General features: G+C 61.9%; 17 protein-coding genes. 8 read left to right on the top strand and 9 right to left on the bottom strand.

From position 1 onward, the window contains the following. The first annotated feature begins 165 nt into the window (after positions 1–165). From N8H71_RS00160 to N8H71_RS00150, 3 genes are all read left to right on the top strand, one after another. The gene (locus N8H71_RS00160; RefSeq protein ID WP_262192231.1) at positions 166–570 is read left to right on the top strand and encodes a hypothetical protein; all 405 of its coding nucleotides are present in this window, start codon (positions 166–168) and stop codon (positions 568–570) included. A gap of 40 nt (positions 571–610) precedes the next feature. Further along, complete coding sequence (locus tag N8H71_RS00155; protein WP_262192230.1) at positions 611–1027, top strand: organic hydroperoxide resistance protein; 417 nt, start codon at positions 611–613, stop codon at positions 1025–1027. A 137-nt stretch (positions 1028–1164) separates the two neighbouring features. Then, a complete protein-coding gene (locus tag N8H71_RS00150) occupies positions 1165–2598 on the top strand; it encodes a catalase (protein WP_262192229.1) in 1434 nt (477 codons plus the stop codon). A 57-nt stretch (positions 2599–2655) separates the two neighbouring features. Here N8H71_RS00150 and N8H71_RS00145 read toward each other — a convergent pair whose 3' ends face one another. The 3 genes from N8H71_RS00145 to N8H71_RS00135 all read right to left on the bottom strand — a co-directional run bounded on the left by N8H71_RS00145 (position 2656) and on the right by N8H71_RS00135 (position 5840). Next, the gene (locus N8H71_RS00145; protein WP_262192228.1) at positions 2656–4074 is read right to left on the bottom strand and encodes an aldehyde dehydrogenase family protein; all 1419 of its coding nucleotides are present in this window, start codon (positions 4072–4074) and stop codon (positions 2656–2658) included. 66 nt (positions 4075–4140) lie between these two features. After that, a complete protein-coding gene (locus N8H71_RS00140) occupies positions 4141–4890 on the bottom strand; it encodes a creatininase family protein (RefSeq protein ID WP_011333687.1) in 750 nt (249 codons plus the stop codon). A gap of 134 nt (positions 4891–5024) precedes the next feature. Then, on the bottom strand, positions 5025–5840 hold the full coding sequence (locus N8H71_RS00135) for an AraC family transcriptional regulator (protein ID WP_262192227.1): 816 nt from the start codon (positions 5838–5840) through the stop codon (positions 5025–5027). 134 nt (positions 5841–5974) lie between these two features. Here N8H71_RS00135 and N8H71_RS00130 point away from each other — a divergent pair, with 134 nt between their 5' ends. Further along, positions 5975–7189, top strand: a complete 1215-nt coding sequence (locus N8H71_RS00130) for an MFS transporter (protein WP_262192226.1) — start codon at positions 5975–5977, stop codon at positions 7187–7189. A 46-nt stretch (positions 7190–7235) separates the two neighbouring features. Here N8H71_RS00130 and N8H71_RS00125 read toward each other — a convergent pair whose 3' ends face one another. From N8H71_RS00125 to N8H71_RS00110, 4 genes are all read right to left on the bottom strand, one after another. Then, a complete protein-coding gene (locus tag N8H71_RS00125) occupies positions 7236–8012 on the bottom strand; it encodes an alpha/beta fold hydrolase (protein ID WP_262192225.1) in 777 nt (258 codons plus the stop codon). A gap of 24 nt (positions 8013–8036) precedes the next feature. Next, positions 8037–8546, bottom strand: coding sequence for a cytochrome P460 family protein (locus tag N8H71_RS00120; RefSeq protein WP_262192224.1), 510 nt, complete (start codon positions 8544–8546; stop codon positions 8037–8039). A gap of 24 nt (positions 8547–8570) precedes the next feature. Then, the gene (locus N8H71_RS00115; RefSeq protein WP_431768297.1) at positions 8571–9563 is read right to left on the bottom strand and encodes an alpha/beta fold hydrolase; all 993 of its coding nucleotides are present in this window, start codon (positions 9561–9563) and stop codon (positions 8571–8573) included. Positions 9564–9700: 137 nt separating this feature from the next. Beyond that, entirely contained in the window at positions 9701–11044 is a 1344-nt protein-coding gene (locus tag N8H71_RS00110) for an epoxide hydrolase family protein (protein ID WP_262192222.1), read from the bottom strand. A gap of 215 nt (positions 11045–11259) precedes the next feature. Here N8H71_RS00110 and N8H71_RS00105 point away from each other — a divergent pair, with 215 nt between their 5' ends. Continuing rightward, positions 11260–12507 carry an MFS transporter gene (locus N8H71_RS00105; protein ID WP_262192221.1) on the top strand — a complete coding sequence of 416 codons (1248 nt, stop codon included), beginning with the start codon at positions 11260–11262 and terminating at the stop codon, positions 12505–12507. Here the strand turns inward: N8H71_RS00105 and N8H71_RS00100 are convergent. Continuing rightward, positions 12494–13459: a quinone oxidoreductase family protein gene (locus tag N8H71_RS00100; protein WP_262192220.1), complete on the bottom strand. Its 966-nt coding sequence runs from the start codon at positions 13457–13459 to the stop codon at positions 12494–12496. The two genes, N8H71_RS00105 and N8H71_RS00100, sit on opposite strands and share 14 nt — an antisense overlap. A 331-nt stretch (positions 13460–13790) precedes the next feature. On the opposite strand from N8H71_RS00100, the gene N8H71_RS00095 reads away from it, so the two are divergent. The 3 genes from N8H71_RS00095 to N8H71_RS00085 all read left to right on the top strand — a co-directional run bounded on the left by N8H71_RS00095 (position 13791) and on the right by N8H71_RS00085 (position 16461). Beyond that, positions 13791–15395, top strand: coding sequence for a PAS domain-containing sensor histidine kinase (locus N8H71_RS00095; RefSeq protein WP_262192219.1), 1605 nt, complete (start codon positions 13791–13793; stop codon positions 15393–15395). Further along, a complete protein-coding gene (locus N8H71_RS00090) occupies positions 15395–15766 on the top strand; it encodes a response regulator (protein WP_262192218.1) in 372 nt (123 codons plus the stop codon). The genes N8H71_RS00095 and N8H71_RS00090 overlap by 1 nt, the downstream gene beginning before the upstream one ends. Positions 15767–15846: 80 nt before the next feature. Beyond that, entirely contained in the window at positions 15847–16461 is a 615-nt protein-coding gene (locus tag N8H71_RS00085; RefSeq protein ID WP_262192217.1) for a response regulator transcription factor, read from the top strand. Here N8H71_RS00085 and N8H71_RS00080 read toward each other — a convergent pair. Beyond that, positions 16448–19330, bottom strand: a complete 2883-nt coding sequence (locus N8H71_RS00080) for an ATP-binding protein (protein ID WP_262192216.1) — start codon at positions 19328–19330, stop codon at positions 16448–16450. The genes N8H71_RS00085 and N8H71_RS00080 overlap by 14 nt on opposite strands. Positions 19331–19420: the final 90 nt, after the last annotated feature.

Below are 19420 nucleotides of genomic sequence, written 5' to 3'. Positions count from 1 at the left end.
ACCAAGCACTGCAACAGACGAACGCTAACAAGCGCTAACAACGCATAACTGGCAGTCATTGAGCGGTGAAGGCAGGCTTGAATCTCACCGCTGAATGCCAGGCCACCTGCGAATCTTTATGGTCGCCTCGCTCAGTCGAACGATGGTTTTGCGAGGGATTCGACCATGGCTGAAGGTTATCGCCACAATTGCCTGTGCGAGGCCGACCGGCTCGGCAACGACGAACTGTATGCCTTGGTCGCGGGCGCCGTCAGGCATGGCCGGGGTGAAGCGCAACAGCTATTCGCGACGGTGACGCCGTTGCTCATCGCCTTTTACGAGGGTCAGGTGCAGGCCGGCCGGATCCGACGCGAAGACACCGGCGGCCTCGTTCAGCAGGCCTTCAGGGCGCTCTATCAGGAACAGGCCGCCCATGACCCGAGCTTTCCATTTCGGGCCTGGCTGATCGAGATCGCACGCTCAACTCTGCTCAACAGCCTGGGCCATCGCAGCACTGACGCCGTGGCCACGGCCGACGCACTGGCGGGTGCGTCTGTACGTGAATGTCATGAACCCACACGGGCAACATGAACCGTCCTTTTCGCTGTGAAATGCTCTTCAGGGAATGCCCATGATCGATATCGAAAAAACCCTCTACTCCGCGCATACCTGCACCACAGGAGGCCGCGAGGGCATTGGACGCAGTCACGATGGCCGACTGGATCTCAAGCTTTCTCCACCGGGCGCGCCCGGCACCGGAACCAACCCCGAGCAATTGTTCGCCGTATGCTGGTCGGCCTGCTTCCTCGGCTCGCTGCGTCATGCCTGCAACGCGCGCAAGATCGGTTTTCCGGCAGCGGCCGGAGTCGATGCTCAAATTGACCTGGTCCACGCAGAGCACGGTTTTTTCCTGCAGGCGAGACTCGCGGTATCACTGCCGGAAATCGAGCCACAAGTGGCGCAACAACTGATCGACGCAGCACACCAGAACTGCCCCTATTCCAAGGCCACGCGCAACAACATCAAGGTCAGCATCACCCTCGCCTGATCCGTCTTTTGCCGACACCAAAACGCAATTCAATCCAACCACACCTTGGTGCTATCCGGCGACACCATGGTGCAATAGATAGCACCCGGGGCTTTTGATGTGATGACGGGATAACCGACAAAAGCCAGGAGTTGCGCATGAACAAGCTAACGACCGCCGCCGGCGCGCCAGTGGTTGATAACAACAACGTACAGACCGCCGGCCCGCGAGGCCCGATGCTGTTGCAGGACGTATGGTTGCTGGAAAAACTTGCGCACTTCGATCGGGAAGTCATCCCCGAGCGGCGCATGCACGCCAAGGGTTCGGGCGCGTTCGGCACCTTCACGGTCACCCACGACATCACCCGTTTCACCAAGGCCAGACTGTTTTCCAACGTGGGCAAGACCACTGATGTGTTCGTCCGGTTCTCGACCGTGGCTGGTGAGCGCGGCGCGGCGGACGCGGAGCGCGATATCCGTGGATTCGCCATCAAGTTCTACACCGAGCAAGGCAACTGGGACCTGGTGGGTAACAACACGCCAGTGTTCTTTCTGCGCGATCCGTTGAAATTCCCCGACCTCAACCATGCGGTCAAACGCGACCCGCGCACCAACATGCGCAGCGCCCGCAACAATTGGGATTTCTGGACCTTGCTGCCGGAGGCGCTGCACCAGGTCACGATTGTCATGAGCGATCGCGGACTGCCGCGCACCTACCGCCACATGCACGGTTTCGGCAGCCACACCTTCAGTTTCATCAGCCCGGCGAACGAACGTTTCTGGGTGAAGTTCACCTGGAAGACCCAGCAAGGCATTGAAAACCTCACCGACCAACAAGCCGCGACGCTGATCGGCGATGACCGCGAAAGTGCCCAGCGCGACCTGTACAGCGCCATCGAGGAAGGCCACTTCCCGCAATGGAAACTGTTTGTCCAGGTGATGCCGGAGCTGGATGCGCAGACCTACCCGATCAATCCGTTCGACCTGACCAAGGTCTGGCCACACGCCGATTACCCGCTGCATGAAGTTGGCGTGCTGGAGCTGAACCGCAACCCCGACAACTACTTCGCCGATGTTGAACAAGCGGCCTTCAACCCGGCCAACGTGGTGCCCGGCATCAGTTTTTCTCCGGACAAAATGCTCCAGGCGCGCCTGTTCTCCTACGGTGATGCGCAGCGCTATCGCGTCGGCGTCAATCATCATCAGATCCCGGTGAACGCCCCGCGCTGCCCGGTCAACAGTTATCACCGGGACGGCCAGATGCGCACCGATGCGAACGCGGGGAGCACCATCGGCTACGAGCCCAACAGCTACGGCCAGTGGGCCGAGCAACCGGATTTCAGCGAGCCACCGCTGGCCCTGAAAGGCAGCGCCGGACACTGGAATCACCGCGAGGACGACGATTACTTCTCGCAACCGGGAGCACTGTTTCGGGCCATGTCGCCCGCCCAGCAACAGGTTTTGTTCGAGAACACCGCGCGCTCGATCCATGGCGCCAGCGCCCAGACCCGACAGCGGCACATCGATAACTGCACCTGCGCCGATCCGGCGTACGGTGCAGGCGTTGCGCAGGCCATCGAAGCACTGGGCTGATCCGCAATGATGTACGCAGGGCAAGCAGGATTGATCCTGTTGGCCCTGCTGCCGTTGTCAGTCCTCTACGATGCTTTTCGCTTCTAGAAACGCTTCCAGCCCCGATACCCCGAACTCCCTGCCGATCCCCGACTGCTTGACCCCGCCAAACGGCGCAAGCAACTCCGGTGCGATCCGGTTGATCAACACCGAACCGGCCTCCAGGCGCGCAGCGATGTGCCGACCACGCTCCACCTCGCGGGTGAACACATAGGCCTGCAAGCCGTAGACGCTGGCATTGGCAATGCGGACCGCGTCCTCTTCATCGTCATAGGCAATGATCGACAGCACCGGGCCGAAAATCTCTTCCCGGGCGATGTCCATGTCGTTGCTGACGTCGGCAAACACCGTGGGCTTCACGAAATAGCCATGGCTCACCCCGGCAGGCCGGCTCTCCCCGCCGACGATCAATCGCGCGCCCTGCTCCTGCCCGCGCCGGATAAAGCCCTGAACGCGATCAAACTGCGCCTGGTTGACCAACGGGCCGATGGCGGTCGCCGGGTTCCGTGGATCACCGACCACTGTCGCGTCGACCAGGGCTTTTACCCGTTCGATCACCTGCGCCAAGAACGTGCGCGGCACCAACAGCCGCGTGCCGGCCACACAGGCCTGACCGTTGTTCATGAAGGCGGCATTCAGTGCCATGGGGATGGCCACTTCAAGATCCGCGTCATCGAGCACGATGGACGCCGACTTGCCGGTGAGCGACAGGCTCACCCGCTTCATGGTCTCGATGCCGGCGCGGGCGATGAGTTTTCCCGTTGCGGTGGAGCCGGTAAACGAGACCTTCGCGACGTGCGGGCTGGTGCTGATCTCGTCGCCGACATCGCTCCCTCGGCCCAGGACAATATTGATCACCCCGTTTGGCAGTTCCGCACGGTGCAAGGCGAGCGCGAGTACCTGGGTCTGCAACGGGCTGAGTTCACTCGGTTTGATGACCGTGGCACAACCGCCGGCAATCGCCGCCGCCAGTTTGCTGCATACCGTACCGGCGGTGCTGTTCCAGGGAGCGAACAACGCCGACACCCCGACCGGTTCCATGATCACCCTTGCACGGCCCACAGGCCGGACCAGTTCGTAGTTCTCCAGCACCTGCGCCGCATTGGCAAAGGACTGCGACGCGTACTGGCTGACCCATTGCGCACGGGCCAACGGTGCGCCGTATTCCTCGATGGCGGTGTCGCGAATTTCTTCGGTGCTCTCCAGCACCGCCGCCTGAAGGCGCTTGAGCATGTCGATGCGCTCGGCTTTCGAGGTACTGCCCATCGTGATTTGCGCACGTTTGGCGGCGGCGATGGCCTGCCTGGCATCGTCGCGATTGGCCAGGGTGACCGTACCGATGACGGACTCCGTCGCCGGGTTGATGCATTCGATCGTTTCGCGGCCCTGAACGGGCACGAACGCGCCATCGATGTAGCTGTGACGAATAGTCCACATGGCGATATTCCCAAGGTGTTGAAACAGCAACGCCCGGAAAATCCGGGCGTTGCTAAGGGTGACGGTTCAGTCGGGTAGTGATTCGCGGCTGAAGGCTTGCACCTCCTGCACCAGGCCGCGAGCGGCCATTTCCACCAGTTGCCGACCCTTTTCCGGCGAAGCCTGCGCCGGGTCCGAGCCCATGCGGCCATCCGGGTGACGGGCGCGGAAATCCGCTGCTTCGCGAATCGGTCCCCAGTTGGCGATCTGCGGCGAGTAGTCGGCGGACTTGATGGAATCGGGATATGCCCACTGGGTCACGGCGATTTCCGAAGGCGTGGCATGAATGCCGTGGCCAGTCGGGAACTGCTCACGCGCCAGCTCATTCACGCCTTCCAGATCCCACCAGTTGCACAACTTCAGGGCAAACCCGGCTTTGCGGCGGGCGAAACTCGCTTCGGCGTACAGCTCCGAAAACGCCGCTTCGATTGACGCGATATTGCCGCCGTGGCCATTGAGGAAAAAGATCTTTTCAAAGCCGTGGGCGGCCAGCGAACGGGTCCAGTCGGCGATGGCGGCGATGAAGGTCGAAGGCCTGAGCGAGATGGTGCCGGGGAACCCGAGGTGGTGTTGCGCCATGCCGATATTGAAGGTCGGGGCGATCAGGATGTCTGCACTTTTCTGCGCTTCATGGGCGATGATCTCCGGGCACATCCAGTCGGTGCCCAGCAGGCCGGTCGGGCCGTGCTGTTCGTTGGAACCGATCGGGATGACGATGGTGCGGCTGCGTTCGAGGAATTGGGCGATTTCGGACCAGGTCGATAGGTATAAAAGCATCAGGATTCTCACTCTTCGAAGGTTCCTCGCGGAACGAGGCTAAGTGTTCAATGCACCTGCAACAGCAGCGTCATTGATACCACCCGCCTCCCTTCGACGACAGAATACGAAGGTATCGGAATCGCCGGAACGCCCTAATCGCGGACGAGAAATTCACGGGGCGATTCGCCCATCACCCTTCTGAACATGGCGCTGAAAGCACTCTGACTGGCGTAGCCCAGATCCCGGGCAATCACCCCGACGGACTGCCCCTTGTCGAGCCGGTCGATGGCGGTCGCCAACCGCACCTGCTGCAGCCAGTGGCGGAAATTCAGGCCGGTTTCATTGACGAACAAGCGAATCAGCGTGCGCGAACTGGCGCCCACCCGGTCTGCCCAATAACCGATCGAATGGTCTTGTCCGGGGTCCTGCAGAATCGCCTCGCACACCGTGACCAGTCGCCTGTCGACGGGCCATGGCACTTCAATCGGCAACGTCCGCGCCGCCTGCAATTCACTGAGAATCAACGCCACGATGTGCGCGTTGCGGCCCTCCTGTTGGTATTCGATCGGCTGGTCGGCCAGAGCCAGAATCAACTCGCGTAAAAGTCCGGGGATCTCCAGCACTTTGCAGTGACTGCCCAGCGCTGCACAAACCTGCGGCTCGATGTAGATCGAGCGCATCTTGACTGCGCTCAGCATCAACTGGTCATGGATCATTCCGGGTGGAATCCACAGCCCCCGCTTCGGCGGCAGGATCCACAACCCGCGCTCGGTGGCCACCCGCATCACGCCGTTCGAGGCATACAGCAACTGCCCGTGCCGATGCACGTGCGGTTCGTTGTACTCGCCGGTGGCCTGATCGCGCACCAGCACAGTCATTACGCGCGGCACATCCTGATAGTCGGGATAACGTTCGCTGCGCGGCACGGACTCACGCTGGGCGATGACCTTACGCACCTCTCGTTTCATCGGCTGGAGTCTCCTGAAAACAGACCTTGATCGTGCTAACGCGGCGATTGTCACTCTGGCGACAAACCCTGGCATTTGCCATTGCCGGCCCATTGTTAGCCTTGCGCTCATTGTTCATCAATGAGGTTTTTCCCATGGCAATCACCCGCAATCTCTCCGGCCACCAGCAGAGCGTCACGGCGGTGATCGGCCTGCTGATCCTGTCCATCGCCCTGCGGCCGCCGATCATTTCGGTGGGGCCGATTCTGCTGTTGATCCAGCAGCACTTCCAGTTGAGCTACACCCAGGCAGCGCTGCTGACTTCGATCCCCGACGTGTGCATGGGCGTGTTCGCGCTGGTGGTTCCGAGCCTGGCCAGACGCTTCGGGATCGATCGCAGTGTGGTTGTCGCACTGACGTTGCTGGGCGCCTCGACCTTGCTGCGGGCGTTCTCGCCGAATGCATTCTTCCTGCTTGGCAGTACGTTCTTCGCCAGCATCGGCATTGCCGTCGCCGGCGCGATGACCGGTGCGTGGATCAAGACCCACTTTGCGCAACGACCGGCGCTGTTCATGGGCATCTATGCCGGCGGCCTGAGTCTGGGCGCAACTCTCGCGGCGGTGCTCAGCGCACCGATTGCCGAGCTGGCGCAGGACTGGCGGGTCAGCGCCGGAGTCTGGAGCGTGCTGAGCCTCACTGCCATCGCCAGTTGGGTGTGGATGGCGCGGCGTTTTGCGACACCGGTGCCTGTCGTGAAATCGCCGTCGAACCCGAGCAAACGCCTGCCCTGGGGCAATCTGAAGGCGTGGCTGATCGCGTTGAATTTCGGTGCCGGTCAATTCGTGGTCTACGCCCTCTTCGCCTGGATGGCTCCAGCATCGGTGGAAGCGGCCACGTCGAGCGTTTCCCCGGGCGTTCTGCTGGGCATTTTTACTGCAGTGTTCGCCGTGGCCAGCGTGGGTGCGGGACTGATTCCGGGCAAGGCCCACGACCGGCGTGGCCTGCTGGGGTTGTCGGCGTTGCTGGCCCTGCTGGGGGTAGGCGGCATGGCGTTCCTGCCGGCGTACTGGCCGATGCTGTATGTGGTGCTCGCGGCCATCGGGCTGGGCATGGGCTTCACCGTGGCCATGACCTTGCCGCTGGATCACGCCAGCACCAGCGAACAGGCCGGATTGTGGACGGTGTTCATGTTGTTCATCGGTTACCTGATCGCCGCGCTCGGGCCGCTGCTGTTCGGTGCCCTGCGCGAATACGCCGGACACTATGGCCCGGCGTACATCTTGCTGTTCGCGGTACTGCTGCTGATGCTCGGCATCACCCCGCTGCTCAGGCTGGCACCGGCAACATCGCCGCAGGTGTCCGCTGTCTGAGCCGGGGGTGACAGACCTGCGACGCGCCTCGGCACGTCGCAGGGCTTCAGTTGGCCGCAGCGGCTTTTTCAATCAATCGGGCCACCGGTGCCGGGTTCGACACCATCACCACGTGAGAGCCGCCCTTCACCACCTCGACTGCCTTGGCATCTGCACGCTTGGCCATGAACGCCATCGCCTGGGGCGGGATGTTCTTGTCCTTGTCGCCATAGATGTACCACGACGGAATGTGTTTCCAGGCAGGTGTTCCGGCCTGCTCGTTCAACGCCGCTTCGGTCACCGGGCGTTGGGTCGCGGCCATCAGGGCCGCTTGTGCAACCGGGACGTCGGCGGCGAACTGATCGTGGAACTTACTCTGCTGGATGTACAAGTCCTTGCCGCCATCGGCCAGCGCAACGGGTGGCGCCAGCGTCGGCCCGAGGGTGCTGCCGGGAAACTTGCCGGCCAGCCCGGCGACGGTTTCACCGGCCTCGGGGGCAAACGCGCTGACGTAGACCAGCGCTTTGACATTGGCATGATCGTTGGCCGCATCACTGATGACGTTGCCGCCATAGGAGTGACCGACCAGCACCACCGGCGACTGGATGCTGCTCAGCAACGCCGATACCGCTGCGCCATCGCTTTTGACGCTGCGCAACGGGTTGGCAGCGGCGATTACCGTGTAGCCATCCTTCTCGAGAATCTTCGCCACGCCGTTCCAGCTCGATGCGTCGGCAAACGCGCCGTGCACCAGCACGACCGTGGGTTTGGCGGTTTGGGCGAAGGCATTGGCGCCCAGGCACAGGCCTACAGCGATGCTCAGTGCAGTCAGTGTTTTTTTCATGTGGATGTTCCTCGTATGACAGATTCAGGGGGCGTATCGGGTGAAGACAAAATCGTGGTTCTGCACCCGCGCCTGATGGCAGGCAAAGCAGGTCTGGTGCTGGGCCTCATCGGCGGGTTTGCCGTTGATGAACCGGCCGAATCCCCAGCCACCGGTCGAGGCATATTTGCGCGAGTCCTTGACCATCACCTGAACGGTGGTGGCCGCCCCCGGAATCGAGGCCGGCTCGAATTCCGGCGACTGCACGTGTTTCCATGCCAGCTTCACCAGCACCGTGCCGTCGGGAAACGGCAGCGTCTTGCTCTGATAAGCCTTGATCGCCCGGTCATTGCCCAGCACCGCGCGCAGTTCATCCAGCGGCGCGGCTTCCTGGGCCGGGGCAATCAGCGCCCACTGGCGATAGTTTTTCGGCAGCTTCACGCCGTAGATCGGCGACGCTTCGCCGTCATCGGCCTGACCCAAAGCGACGCCGGTGGCCGCCAATGCCGCGAGCGCAATGGCCGCTGGCAACACGGCCCAATGGTTGAGTTTCATCGTCGGATCTCCTTCGGCCAGCGATCAGAGATGATCGGCATCGATCACCGCCTGAGCGAACGCCTGCGGCGCTTCCTGCGGCAGGTTGTGGCCGATGCCGCCGCTGATCAGCCGGTATTCGTATTTGCCGGTGAAGCGCTTGGCGTAGGCCTCGGCCGGCGGGTGCGGTGCGCCATTGGCGTCGCCTTCGAGGGTGATGGTCGGCACGCCGATAGAAGGGAATGCCGCCAGCTTTTTCTCCAGCGGATCGTATTGCGCCTCCCCTTTGACCAGTCCCAGACGCCAGCGGTAGTTGAAGATCGACACGGCGACGTGATCCGGATTCTGCAACGCGACGGCGCTGCGGTCGTAGGTCGCGTCGTCAAAGTTCCACTTCGGCGAAGCCAGCTGCCAGATCAGCTTGGCGAAGTCATGGGTGTTCTTTTCGTAGCCCAGGCGACCGCGCTCGGTCGCAAAGTAGAACTGATACCACCACTGCAACTCCGCCGCCGGCGGCAGCGGCGTTTTGCCGGCGTCCTGGCTGCCGATCAGGTAACCGCTCACCGCCACCAGCGCTTTCACCCGCTCGGGCCAGAGCGCTGCGACGATATCGGCGGTGCGCGCGCCCCAGTCGTAGCCGCCGAGCACGGCCTGCTTGATTTTCAGGGCGTCCATAAAGTCGATCAGATCCTTCGCCAGCGCCGCCGGCTGACCGTTGCGCACGGTTTTGGCAGACAGGAAACGTGTGTCGCCATAACCGCGTGCGTAAGGAATCAGCACCCGATAGCCCTTCTGCGCCAGTGCCGGCGCCACGTCGGTGTAGCTGTGAATGTCGTAGGGCCAGCCGTGCAGCAGGATGACCACCGGACCGTCGGCGGGACCGACTTCGGCGTAGGACACATCCAGCAATCCGGCCTTGACGTGTTTCAGCGCGCCGAACGAAACAGTGGTGCCGGCAGTAATGGCGTCGATCTTGCCGGCGGGCACTTCGGCGGCGCTGGCGTATGCCGACGCAAAGCCCAGCGCAAGCGCCAGCATCGAACCGGCGAGCACGCGCCGGGATGGGGTTACAGCGTTAGAGTCAGTCATGCCGAGTCTCCCTCGTGAACCGCCGGGCGGCGGTTCCGGGCTTGGGGTTAAAGGGCTGCGGGTTGAAGTGCTTGCGGATTGAAGGGTTAGCGCGCTGCCTGAGCAGCGGTTTTCTGCGCAGCCGCGCGCAGTGGCCGAAAGGCTTCGCGCAGTTCTTCGCTGAACAATTGCGGTTGCTCCCATGCCGCGAAGTGACCGCCCTTGCTGACTTCGCTGAAGTAGGCCAGCGACGGATAGGCACGTTGCGACCAGACTTTCGGCGCACGGTATATTTCGTGCGGGAACACGGTGATCGCCACCGGGACTTTGATGTCGGTGGTCTTCTGCGCGGCGGCGCTGAAGTTATTGTTGTTGTTCTCCCAATAGAAACGGGAGGACGACGCCCCGCTGTCGGTCAGCCAGTACAGGCTGATGTCGTCGAGCATTTCATCGCGGCTCAGGACTTTCTCGGGCTGACCGTCGCTGTCGGTCCATGCGGCGAATTTTTCGTACATCCACGCTGCCGTGCCGGCGGGCGAGTCGGCCAGCAGATAACCGATGGTCTGCGGCCGGGTCACCATCATTGCGCCGTAGGCGGCGTTGCGACCGAAGAACTGGCTGAGCGAATTGAAGGCCGTCACCTCCGGCGCAGTCAGCCCTGCCGGTGCCGGGTCGCCGCTGTTGATCGGCTTGACCAGTTCCGGCGGCACGGTGGCCGGCATGTTCAGGTGGATGCCCAGCAAACCGGGCGGCGCCAGGCGACCCAGTGCATCGGAAATCACCGAACCGTGATCGCCACCCTGGGACACATAATGGCTGTAGCCCAGACGCTTCATCAACACATCCCAGGCCTTCGCCACCCGGTCGGGGCCCCAGCCGAGTTCGGTCGGTTTGCCGGAAAAGCCATGGCCGGGAATCGACGGGATCACCACATCGAACGAGTCCTCGACCTTGCCGCCATACGCCACGGGATCGGTCAGCGGGCCGATGGTCTTGAGGAATTCGAACTGCGAACCTGGCCAGCCGTGGGTAAGGATCAGCGGCATGGCGTTGGGATTGCGCGAGCGCACATGGATGAACTGGATATCGACGCCGTCGATGGTGGTCACGAACTCCGGCAAGGCATTGAGCTTCGCTTCGGCCTTGCGCCAGTCATAGCCATTGCCCCAGTACTTGACCAAGGCCTCGACCTGCGCCAGTTGCACACCCTGGGACACGTCGCTGACCGTTTCCTTGTCCGGCCAGCGGGTGTCGGCGATGCGTTTGCGCAGGTCGTTCAACCTCGCTTCGTCCACATGAATCGTGTACGGGCGAATGGTTTGCGACGGATCCGCAGCCTGGGTCGCGGCCCAGACGCTGCTGCCAGCGAGTACGGCAAGGCCGAGTGCGCCTCCCCTGATGGATGACGCCAGACAATGGCGCCAGGTAAGACCGGACGAAACCGCAACCATGATTAATCTCCTTGTAGTCATTATTCGAAAGGCATCGCCAATCGGATCAGACCACCCGGCTGTCAGCACCGCGATTACACGATGGTGTCGGTCGATACTTTGGTATGACGTATTGGCCTGTCGCGCAAAATCACGCTCGAATTCAGTAGCGTTTAACGGGCAGAATGCGGCGGGGAACGGCCCATTCGAATGACAGACCGGAACAAGGATTGCGGATGCTTGGGGAAACAGCGCTCGAACGCCTGAGCAGTGCGGCATCGACCTCGTCTCAGTGGTCGGTGATCGGGCTGTGCATGCTGTTCAACGTAATCGATGGTCTGGATGTGATGGCGATGGCCTTCACCGCCAGCCGGGTATCGGCAGAGTGGGCGCTGAGCGGCGCTCAGTTGGGCGCGCTGCTGAGTGCAAGCCTAGTCGGCATGGCGTTTGGTTCGTTGGTTGCGGGGCCCCGGGCTGACCGTTTCGGACGTCGGCCACTGTTGCTCGCGGGGCTGTTGCTCAGCGGCGTTGGCATGTTGTTGTCCTTCTGGAGCCCGAGCCATGAGGTGCTGCTGCTCCTGCGACTGCTGACCGGCATTGGCACGGGCGCGGTGCTGGTAGGGGCGAATGTGCTGACCTACGAACATGCCAGCCAGCACCGGCGCAATCTGGCCATTGCCCTGCAATCGCTCGCCTTCGCCCTCGGTGCCAGTCTCGGCGGCGTACTGGCGCACGCTCTCAATGAGTCCGCTGGCTGGCGCTATGTGTTTCTCTCAGGCGGTGTCATTACGCTCGCAGCGGCACTGGTCGGGGCATTATGGCTGCGTGAATCGCCGTCATTCCTGGCGCTTGAGCAACCGGCGCCTGGCGAGTCAGCGCCGCGCAGCTACCCGGTCCGTGAGTTGTTTGCAGCGGATCAGTGGCAGCAGACCACCTCGCTGGCGCTGGCGCTCTTTCTACTGATGTTCTGCTTTTACTTCGTGATGAGCTGGACCCCGACCCTGCTGATCCACAACGGTTTTTCCGACCGGCAAGGCGCCAGAATCGGCGTTCTGCTGGCCATTGGCGGCGTGCTCGGCGCCCTGTTGCTGGGGCTGGCCGCCAATCGTTTCGGCTGCCGGCGACTGTTATCGGGTTTTCTGTTGCTCAATGCCGTGCTGTTGCCATTGATGATGCCGGCGACTCACGTTTCAGGTCTGAGTGCTCCTGTGGCCGCCACGCTTGGCCTGATGCTCAATGGTGCCGTCGCGGCCCTTTATGTGCTGACACCCCAGGCGTTCGGAACTGCCGTGCGCACGACCGGCGTCGGCCTGGTGCTGGGGACGGGGCGCCTGGGCGCGATTGTTTCGCCGGTTGTCGCCGGGTTCCTGCTCGATGCCAGATGGACCGCACAAGACCTGTTTACCTTTTTTGCCGGTAGCCAGGTGTTGGCGGCCCTGCTGATCTGGCACGGCACCTCGCAACGGTGCACTACGGAACAATGATCAGCTTGCCCGTGGTGTTGCGCGACTCGATATCGCGATGAGCCTGTCCGGCCTCTTCCAGTGAATAGCGCTTGCCGATGACGGTTTTCAGTTTGCCGGCGCCGACCCATGCGAACAATTGCCTGGATTTTTCCAGCAAGACTTCGCGCTCGCGCACGTAGTGCATGACTGAGGGGTACGTCAGCTTGATGCTACGCGGCACGCTGAAGATATCGATCGGCGGGATCGGGTTCATGAACGGCCCATACAGCGCCAGGGTGCCGAAGTAATCCAGCAAGCTCAAAGAGTCGGCAAAGCCCTCCGATCCCGTGCCGTCGTAGACCACATTCACGCGCTGGCCTTCGGTCAGGCGCAGGACCTGACCGGCGATGTTGTGCGCCCGTCCGATCACCACGTAATCAGCCCCCGCCGCGAGTACCACGTCGACCTTGTCGGCCTGCGACACCCGGCCGATGACCTTGCCGCCATGCAGCTTGATCATCTGGGTCAGCAACAGTCCCACGCCCCCGGCTGCAGCGTGGACGAAGGCCACGTCGCCCGGCTGGATCCGGTGAACCTTGTCCACCAGATTGCTGGCTGTCAGGCCTTGCATCATCAGGCTGGCGGCGGTGGCGAAGTCGATATCGTCAGGCAACGGCACCAGTTGGCTGACCGGTGCGATGACTTTCTCGCCATAGCTGCCGGGCACGTAGTGCCAGGCCACGCGGTCGCCGGCAACGAACTCCGTCACTTGCGGGCCGGTTGCCAGGACGATGCCGGCGCCTTCCACACCGAGTGTCATCGGCAGCTCCCAGGCTGCACCGAGCCCGCGTCGCACGCCCGTGTCCATGAAATTGACACCCGCTGCCTTCACCTTGACCAGCACCTGCCCGGGTCCCGGTTCTGGCAGTTGGATGTCTTGCACCGTCAAGACTTCGGGGCCGCCAAAGGCCTGCATGATCACCGCTTTCATAATGTTTTCGCCTGTTACATGGACGGTCCGTTCTGAGGCAGATCCGGATACGTCACGTTGCATTCATTCAATCGTCAAAGGACGTTGAAACCAGGGCCAATGGTGGGCAGGCGATGTATCCACGCGGTTTCGCGATCAACCCGGTTTGCATGCTGATGTGGCTGGGGAGGTCGTAGATACAGTGGCTTACAAAAGCGCCGGGCGCTCTGTGATGCGCATCGCAATGCGCGATGGCGGCTGATATTCGCAACAGGCGACACCAAAGTATGATGGGCGAGTGCCATCAGAAGGCGCATCTTTGTTCAACGGTGACTGCACAATGAGAATCGGTATGACGAACGAGCGCGAGCACGTCATCGAAGACGGTCCTGGCCACATCAATGACAAGGCCACGTCTACGCCGTCGGTCGACTCGATCATCGACAGTATCCCGGCCATGGTCGCCTTCATGACGCCGACCGGCGAACTGGAGCAGGTCAACCGGCAAATCATGGATTACATCGGCGCACCGCTCGATGAACTGAAGCGCTGGCAAGCCAGCGACACCGTGCACCCGGACGATCTGCCTTCGGTCATCGCGGCGTGGATGCATTCGGTCGGCACGGGCACGCCCTACGAGATCGAGCATCGCATCCGGCGCGCCGACGGTGTTTATCGCTGGTTTCATGTGCGTGGTCTGCCGATCCGGGACAACGAAGGCGCCATTAGCCGTTGGTGCGTACTTCAGGTCGATATCGACGAGCGCCGGCGGGACAAGGTATTGATCGCCAACGCCCTCGCTGAAGTCAGCGCCTCGGAGGAACGCCTGCGCGGGATCATTGATGCGGTTCCCGGATTCGTCTGGAGCGCTTCGCCTGAAGGCAGTGTCGGCTTCGTCAATCAACGCTGGTGCGATTACACCGGCATGTCCCTCGAACAGGCTTGCGGCAACGGCTGGACGGCGTCGATTCATCCGGACGATGCCCCGGGCCTCGCGGGTTATTGGCAAGGGATTCTGCAATCAGGTAACGCCGGTGAGTACGAGGCCCGACTGAAGCGCTTCGACGGTATTTACCGCTGGTTTCTGATCCGCGCCGTGCCCCAGCGCGATGACTTCGGGCGGGTCGTGCGCTGGTACGGTGAAAACACCGACATCGAAGACCGCAAGCGGGCGGAAGTCCTCTTGAGCAAGGCGCGCTCGGAACTGACGCACCTGGCCAGGGTCGCCAGCCTTGGCGCGGTCACGGCGTCGATTGCCCACGAAGTCAATCAACCGCTGGCCGGCATCATCACCAACGCCAGCACCTGCCTGCGCATGCTCGGTGCGGATCCGCCGAATGTCGACGGCGCCCTGGAAACCGCGCGCCGCACCATTCGTGACGGCAATCGCGCGGCCGATGTGATCAATCGACTGCGGGCGCTGTTCTCGAAAAAAAACATCACCATTGAAGACGTCAATCTGAATGACGCGGCACGAGAAGTCATTGCCATGCTGCTGGGCGAGCTGCAACGCAACGGCGTGGTGCTGCATCCGCAATTTGCCGAAGCCCTGCCGCTGGTCAGGGGCGACCGGGTCCAGCTTCAGCAGGTGATCCTCAACCTGATCATGAATGCCGCCGAGGCCATGAGCGCGATCCACGGCCGGACCCGGCAATTGATCGTCAGCACCGGGCTTGGGGCGGACGAGAGCGTTTACCTGGCGGTGAAGGACAGCGGCAACGGCGTCGATCCGCAGGACATCGAGCGAATCTTCAATGCCTTCTACACCACAAAAAGCTCGGGCATGGGTGTCGGTTTGTCCATCAGCCGTTCCATCGTCGAGCGCCACGATGGAAAACTCTGGGCTAGCGCCAACGACGGCCCGGGTGCGACGTTCACCTTTGCCATCCCGAATTCGACGGACTTGCCGCAAACCGCTAACCGCGACCTCACCGATCGCACCGTGGAGAATGATTGATGGGTACGCATTTGCTCGTATCGGTTGTCGATGATGACGAGTCGGTTCGTGAATCACTGCCTGACCTGATCAAGGAGTTCGGCTTTGCCGTCCAGGCGTTCGCCTCGGCGCAGGCGTTTCTGGCATCGCCCTTTCTCGACCTGACACATTGCCTGATTCTCGATGTGGCCATGCCGGGCATGTCGGGGCCTGATCTGCACAGGGAATTGCTGCGTCGCGGCTACCGAATTCCGGTCATTTTCATCACCGCTCACAGCGATGCCAGCGAACAGGCGAAGCTGCTGAGTCACGGTGCTGTCGAGTGCCTGTTCAAACCTTTCAGCGAAGCGCAACTGCTCAAGGCCCTGAGCGCCGCCCTGCCCCTGGATTGAGCGTGAAGCCGGACAAAAAAGGAATCGAAAACATGTTGAACTCGAGCGACGCATTGGCCCTTTCACACGGAGCATTACCGATGAGTGATGTCACGCCCGTCGTTTTCGTTGTAGACGACGACATTTCCGTGCGCGAGTCGCTGGAACTGATGATCCGCTTCGCTGGCTGGCAGCCACGGCTATTCGAGTCTGCGCAGGATTTTCTCGACACGCCCCGGGCGCTGGTGCCCAGTTGTCTGGTGCTGGACATCAACCTGCCCGACCTGAGCGGCCTGGACCTGCAAACATCTCTCGCGGATGAACGCTACAACATGCCGATCATCTTCATCACCGGCTACGGTGACATTCCGCGCACGGTTCGGGCCTTCAAGGCCGGCGCCGTGGAGTTTCTGACCAAACCCTTCAACGATGATGTGATCCTCACCGCCATGGCCGATGCGCTCGAAGGCAGCCGCGCCGCGCTGGAAGGCGAAAAGAACCTTCGTTCATTGCTCGCGGACTACAAGACCCTGACGCCCCGTGAACAGGAAATCATGGCCTCGGTAGTCAGCGGGCGTCTGAACAAACTGATTGCCGCCGATCTCAATATCAGCGAGATCACGGTCAAGGCCCATCGCGGCAAAGTCATGCGCAAGATGAAAGCGCGTTCGCTGGCGGACCTGGTGAAAATGGCAGCCCTGATTACCCGTGCGTGACGGGCAAGTTCTGCCAGAAGGTTTCCAGCCGTCGCAGATCAAGGGTGTCGAAACCCTCCGAAGCCTGATCGCGGCAGGCACCAAGCAACGTCCTGGCCTGACCCGGATGCCCCTGCTCAAGCCAGAGTCTGGCCAGATCCATCGATGACCTCAGCTCCCACGCCCATGCGCCCTGCTCCCGGCTCAGCGCGATGGACTCCTCAAGAATGATCTGGATTGCCTGAACATCGTCGCCATTGATGGCCTTGAGAGTGCCGGCCCTGATGCGCAACAGCTCCGGCAACGCAAAGGCATCACCGCTTTGCCGGCAATGGTGGATGGTGCCGTCCAGCAGGGCCAACGCCTTTGCGTGTTGCCCCTCCAGAATCAGGCCTTCGGCCAGCGAAATTTCAAAAGACGTCGTGAGCAATTCGTAGCGCATGCCTCGCAGCCGCGCCAGGCTTTGCTCCAGCATGAGGACGGCATCCCCCGGTTGCCCGGCACGAATGGCGATAGCTGCCCGCAACCCGTGAGAGGCCGCGATGTAAGGGTCGAGTGCGTTGGTTTCGGCAATGGCGCTGAAGCGTTCCAGACTGGCAGAGGCCTTCTCCAGATCACCGGTCCAGATATCAATGCACAGGATCCAGACCATCGCGATGCAGTAAGTGACCGGATGCTGCAACGCCGAAGCTTCGCTCTCTATCTGCCCGGTCCAGCGCCGGGCCTGGTCGGGATAGCCCTGCAGCCACAGTGCGCGCGCCAATCCCAGACCGGTGCGATTGCGGTGATCGAAGCCGTAGTAGATCGTGTTGCTGGGATGCGATGGCAAGCTGTTGCGCAGAGAACTTTCCAGCGCCTGACGGGCAAGACGCTGGTTGCCCAGCAAATGATGGGAGATGCCGGTCAGCGACGAAGCAATCGCGATGGCGGCCGGCTCGTTCAAAATGTTGCCGACTACGGCCGCCTGCTCCGCCCAGGCCAGCGATGAAGGGAAATCGCCGATACGTTCGTAGAAGATCTGCAACCGGCCGAGCAGCCTCAACTGCGAGCCGTAGTCGTTCAACGCAACGGCGATGTCCTGCGCCCGGAGCAAGGCCTTTTCGGCGGCTTCACTGTTGCCTCGGGTGAACATCAGCACCAGTCCGAGTGCGGCTTGCAATTCCATTTCGGTGGGCGTGCCGTAGTAACCGAGCTCAAGCAACTCCATCGCCCGGGAACACCAGGTCCGGCATTCGACCAGCAATGAAAAATGCAGGAACAACGGCGCGCTCGCTGCGGCCAGAGGCAACGCCAGACCCGGGTCACCCTGCGGCCCGAAGCTCCACTCCAGCGCACTGCGTACGTTGCCCAGTTGACTGGCAAGGCGCGCTGAATTGCGGAAGATCTCGTCGGGCGCAATGCCCAGATGCCCGAGAAGGTCCATGTAAAACGCCGCGTGCCTGAATGCCAGGGCATTGACCTCGGGATCTCCCCGCACCGCCAGTTTTTCCCTGGCGTAGGCACGGGTCATCTCCAGCAGACGATACGAATCCGTCGAATCGCTGTGATCGACCGCGACCAGTCCCTTGAACACCAGATCGTCGAGGATGGCTGCCGCCACAGCGCTGTCGAGCCGGGAATCGGCAATGATCTGAGATGCCGCCTCCTGAGAGAACGGCCCGACAAATACCGAGAACCGCTCCAGCGCCAGACGCTCCGGCGGCGACAGCAGGTCATAACTCCAGTCGAGCATGGCCCGCAGCGTCTGATGGCGCGGCACCGCCGTCCTGCGGCCCGACCAGCCCAGTGAAAAACGTTCGCCAAGCAACGCATGAGTGGCTTTCAAGCCGTGGCTGGCGACTCGCATCGCCGCCAGTTCGATCGGCAGTGCCATACCCTCAAGGCGCTGGCAAATGTCCGCGATCATTTGTCCTCCGCCTGCTTCCAGCAACAGCGCGGCGTTACTCGACGATGCCCGCTCGACAAACAGTTTGATCGCCGGGAATGCCAGCAACTCCTCCACGCAAAGGTGTCGGGGCTCTCTCGGAAACTCCAGCGGATTGAGCCAGTGAACATACTCGCCACGCACGCGCAGCGGCTCGCGGCTGGTCGCCAGAACACCGACATCGGGTGCCGCGTCACTGATCTGTTCAAGGAGGATCGACACCGCGTCGATCAGGTGTTCGCAGTTGTCGATCACCAGCATCAGTTTCAGCTCACGCAAATGCGCGAGCAGGACGAACATCGGATCTTCAGCCTGCACCGGGATTTCCAGCGACCTGGCCAGTGCCGACGGCACCAGCGCGCAGTCTTCCACTTGGGCCAGATCGACGAAGTACACTCGCTCGTAACCCTGGGCGGCGATGCGATGCGCCACTTCGATGGCCAGGCTGGTCTTGCCGACACCACCCGGGCCGACGATGGAGACCAGCCTGGGGTGTTGCATATGATCGATGACCAGTTGCAGATCAGTTTCACGGCCGATCAGTTTTGCCCGTGGCGGCAAACTGCATACGCCTTCGACGGCACGGGCCACGATAGGTGTCGGTTGAACAGCGGTCTGTTTTCTTTCCAGCGGCGCAACAAAGGCATACCCCACCCCGACCTGGGTCGCGATGTAACGCGCCTGCTCCTCGCCATCCCCGAGAATCCGCCGCAAACCGGTCATATGAAAACGCAGGCTGCCTTCGGCCACCACGCTGTCGGGCCACACCTTGTCGATCAGGTCGTACTTGGACAGCACGCGCCCCGGTTGCTCGAGCAAGGCGATCAACAGATCCAGTGCCCGCCCGCCGATGTCGACCGCCACCCCGTTGCGGGTCAGCAGCCTTTTGCCTGGAACGACGCAGAAAGGACCGAAAACGAATTGGGTCGTGAGTGATTCGTGCAATGCGTCCGGAAAAGACTCCACGAGGATCGATCTCTCTAAAAAACGTAGGGGGCGGCACCGGTTACAGTCAGCCAGCGCAGGCCCTTTGCATCATAGGAGTTTTGCACGCCC

The organism is Pseudomonas koreensis (assembly GCF_025447595.1).
In the GTDB taxonomy this organism is placed as follows: Bacteria; Pseudomonadota; Gammaproteobacteria; order Pseudomonadales; family Pseudomonadaceae; genus Aquipseudomonas; species Aquipseudomonas koreensis_H.
The sequence above is the reverse complement of the archived record's forward strand: the minus strand, read 5'-3'. Positions and strand labels throughout refer to the sequence as shown.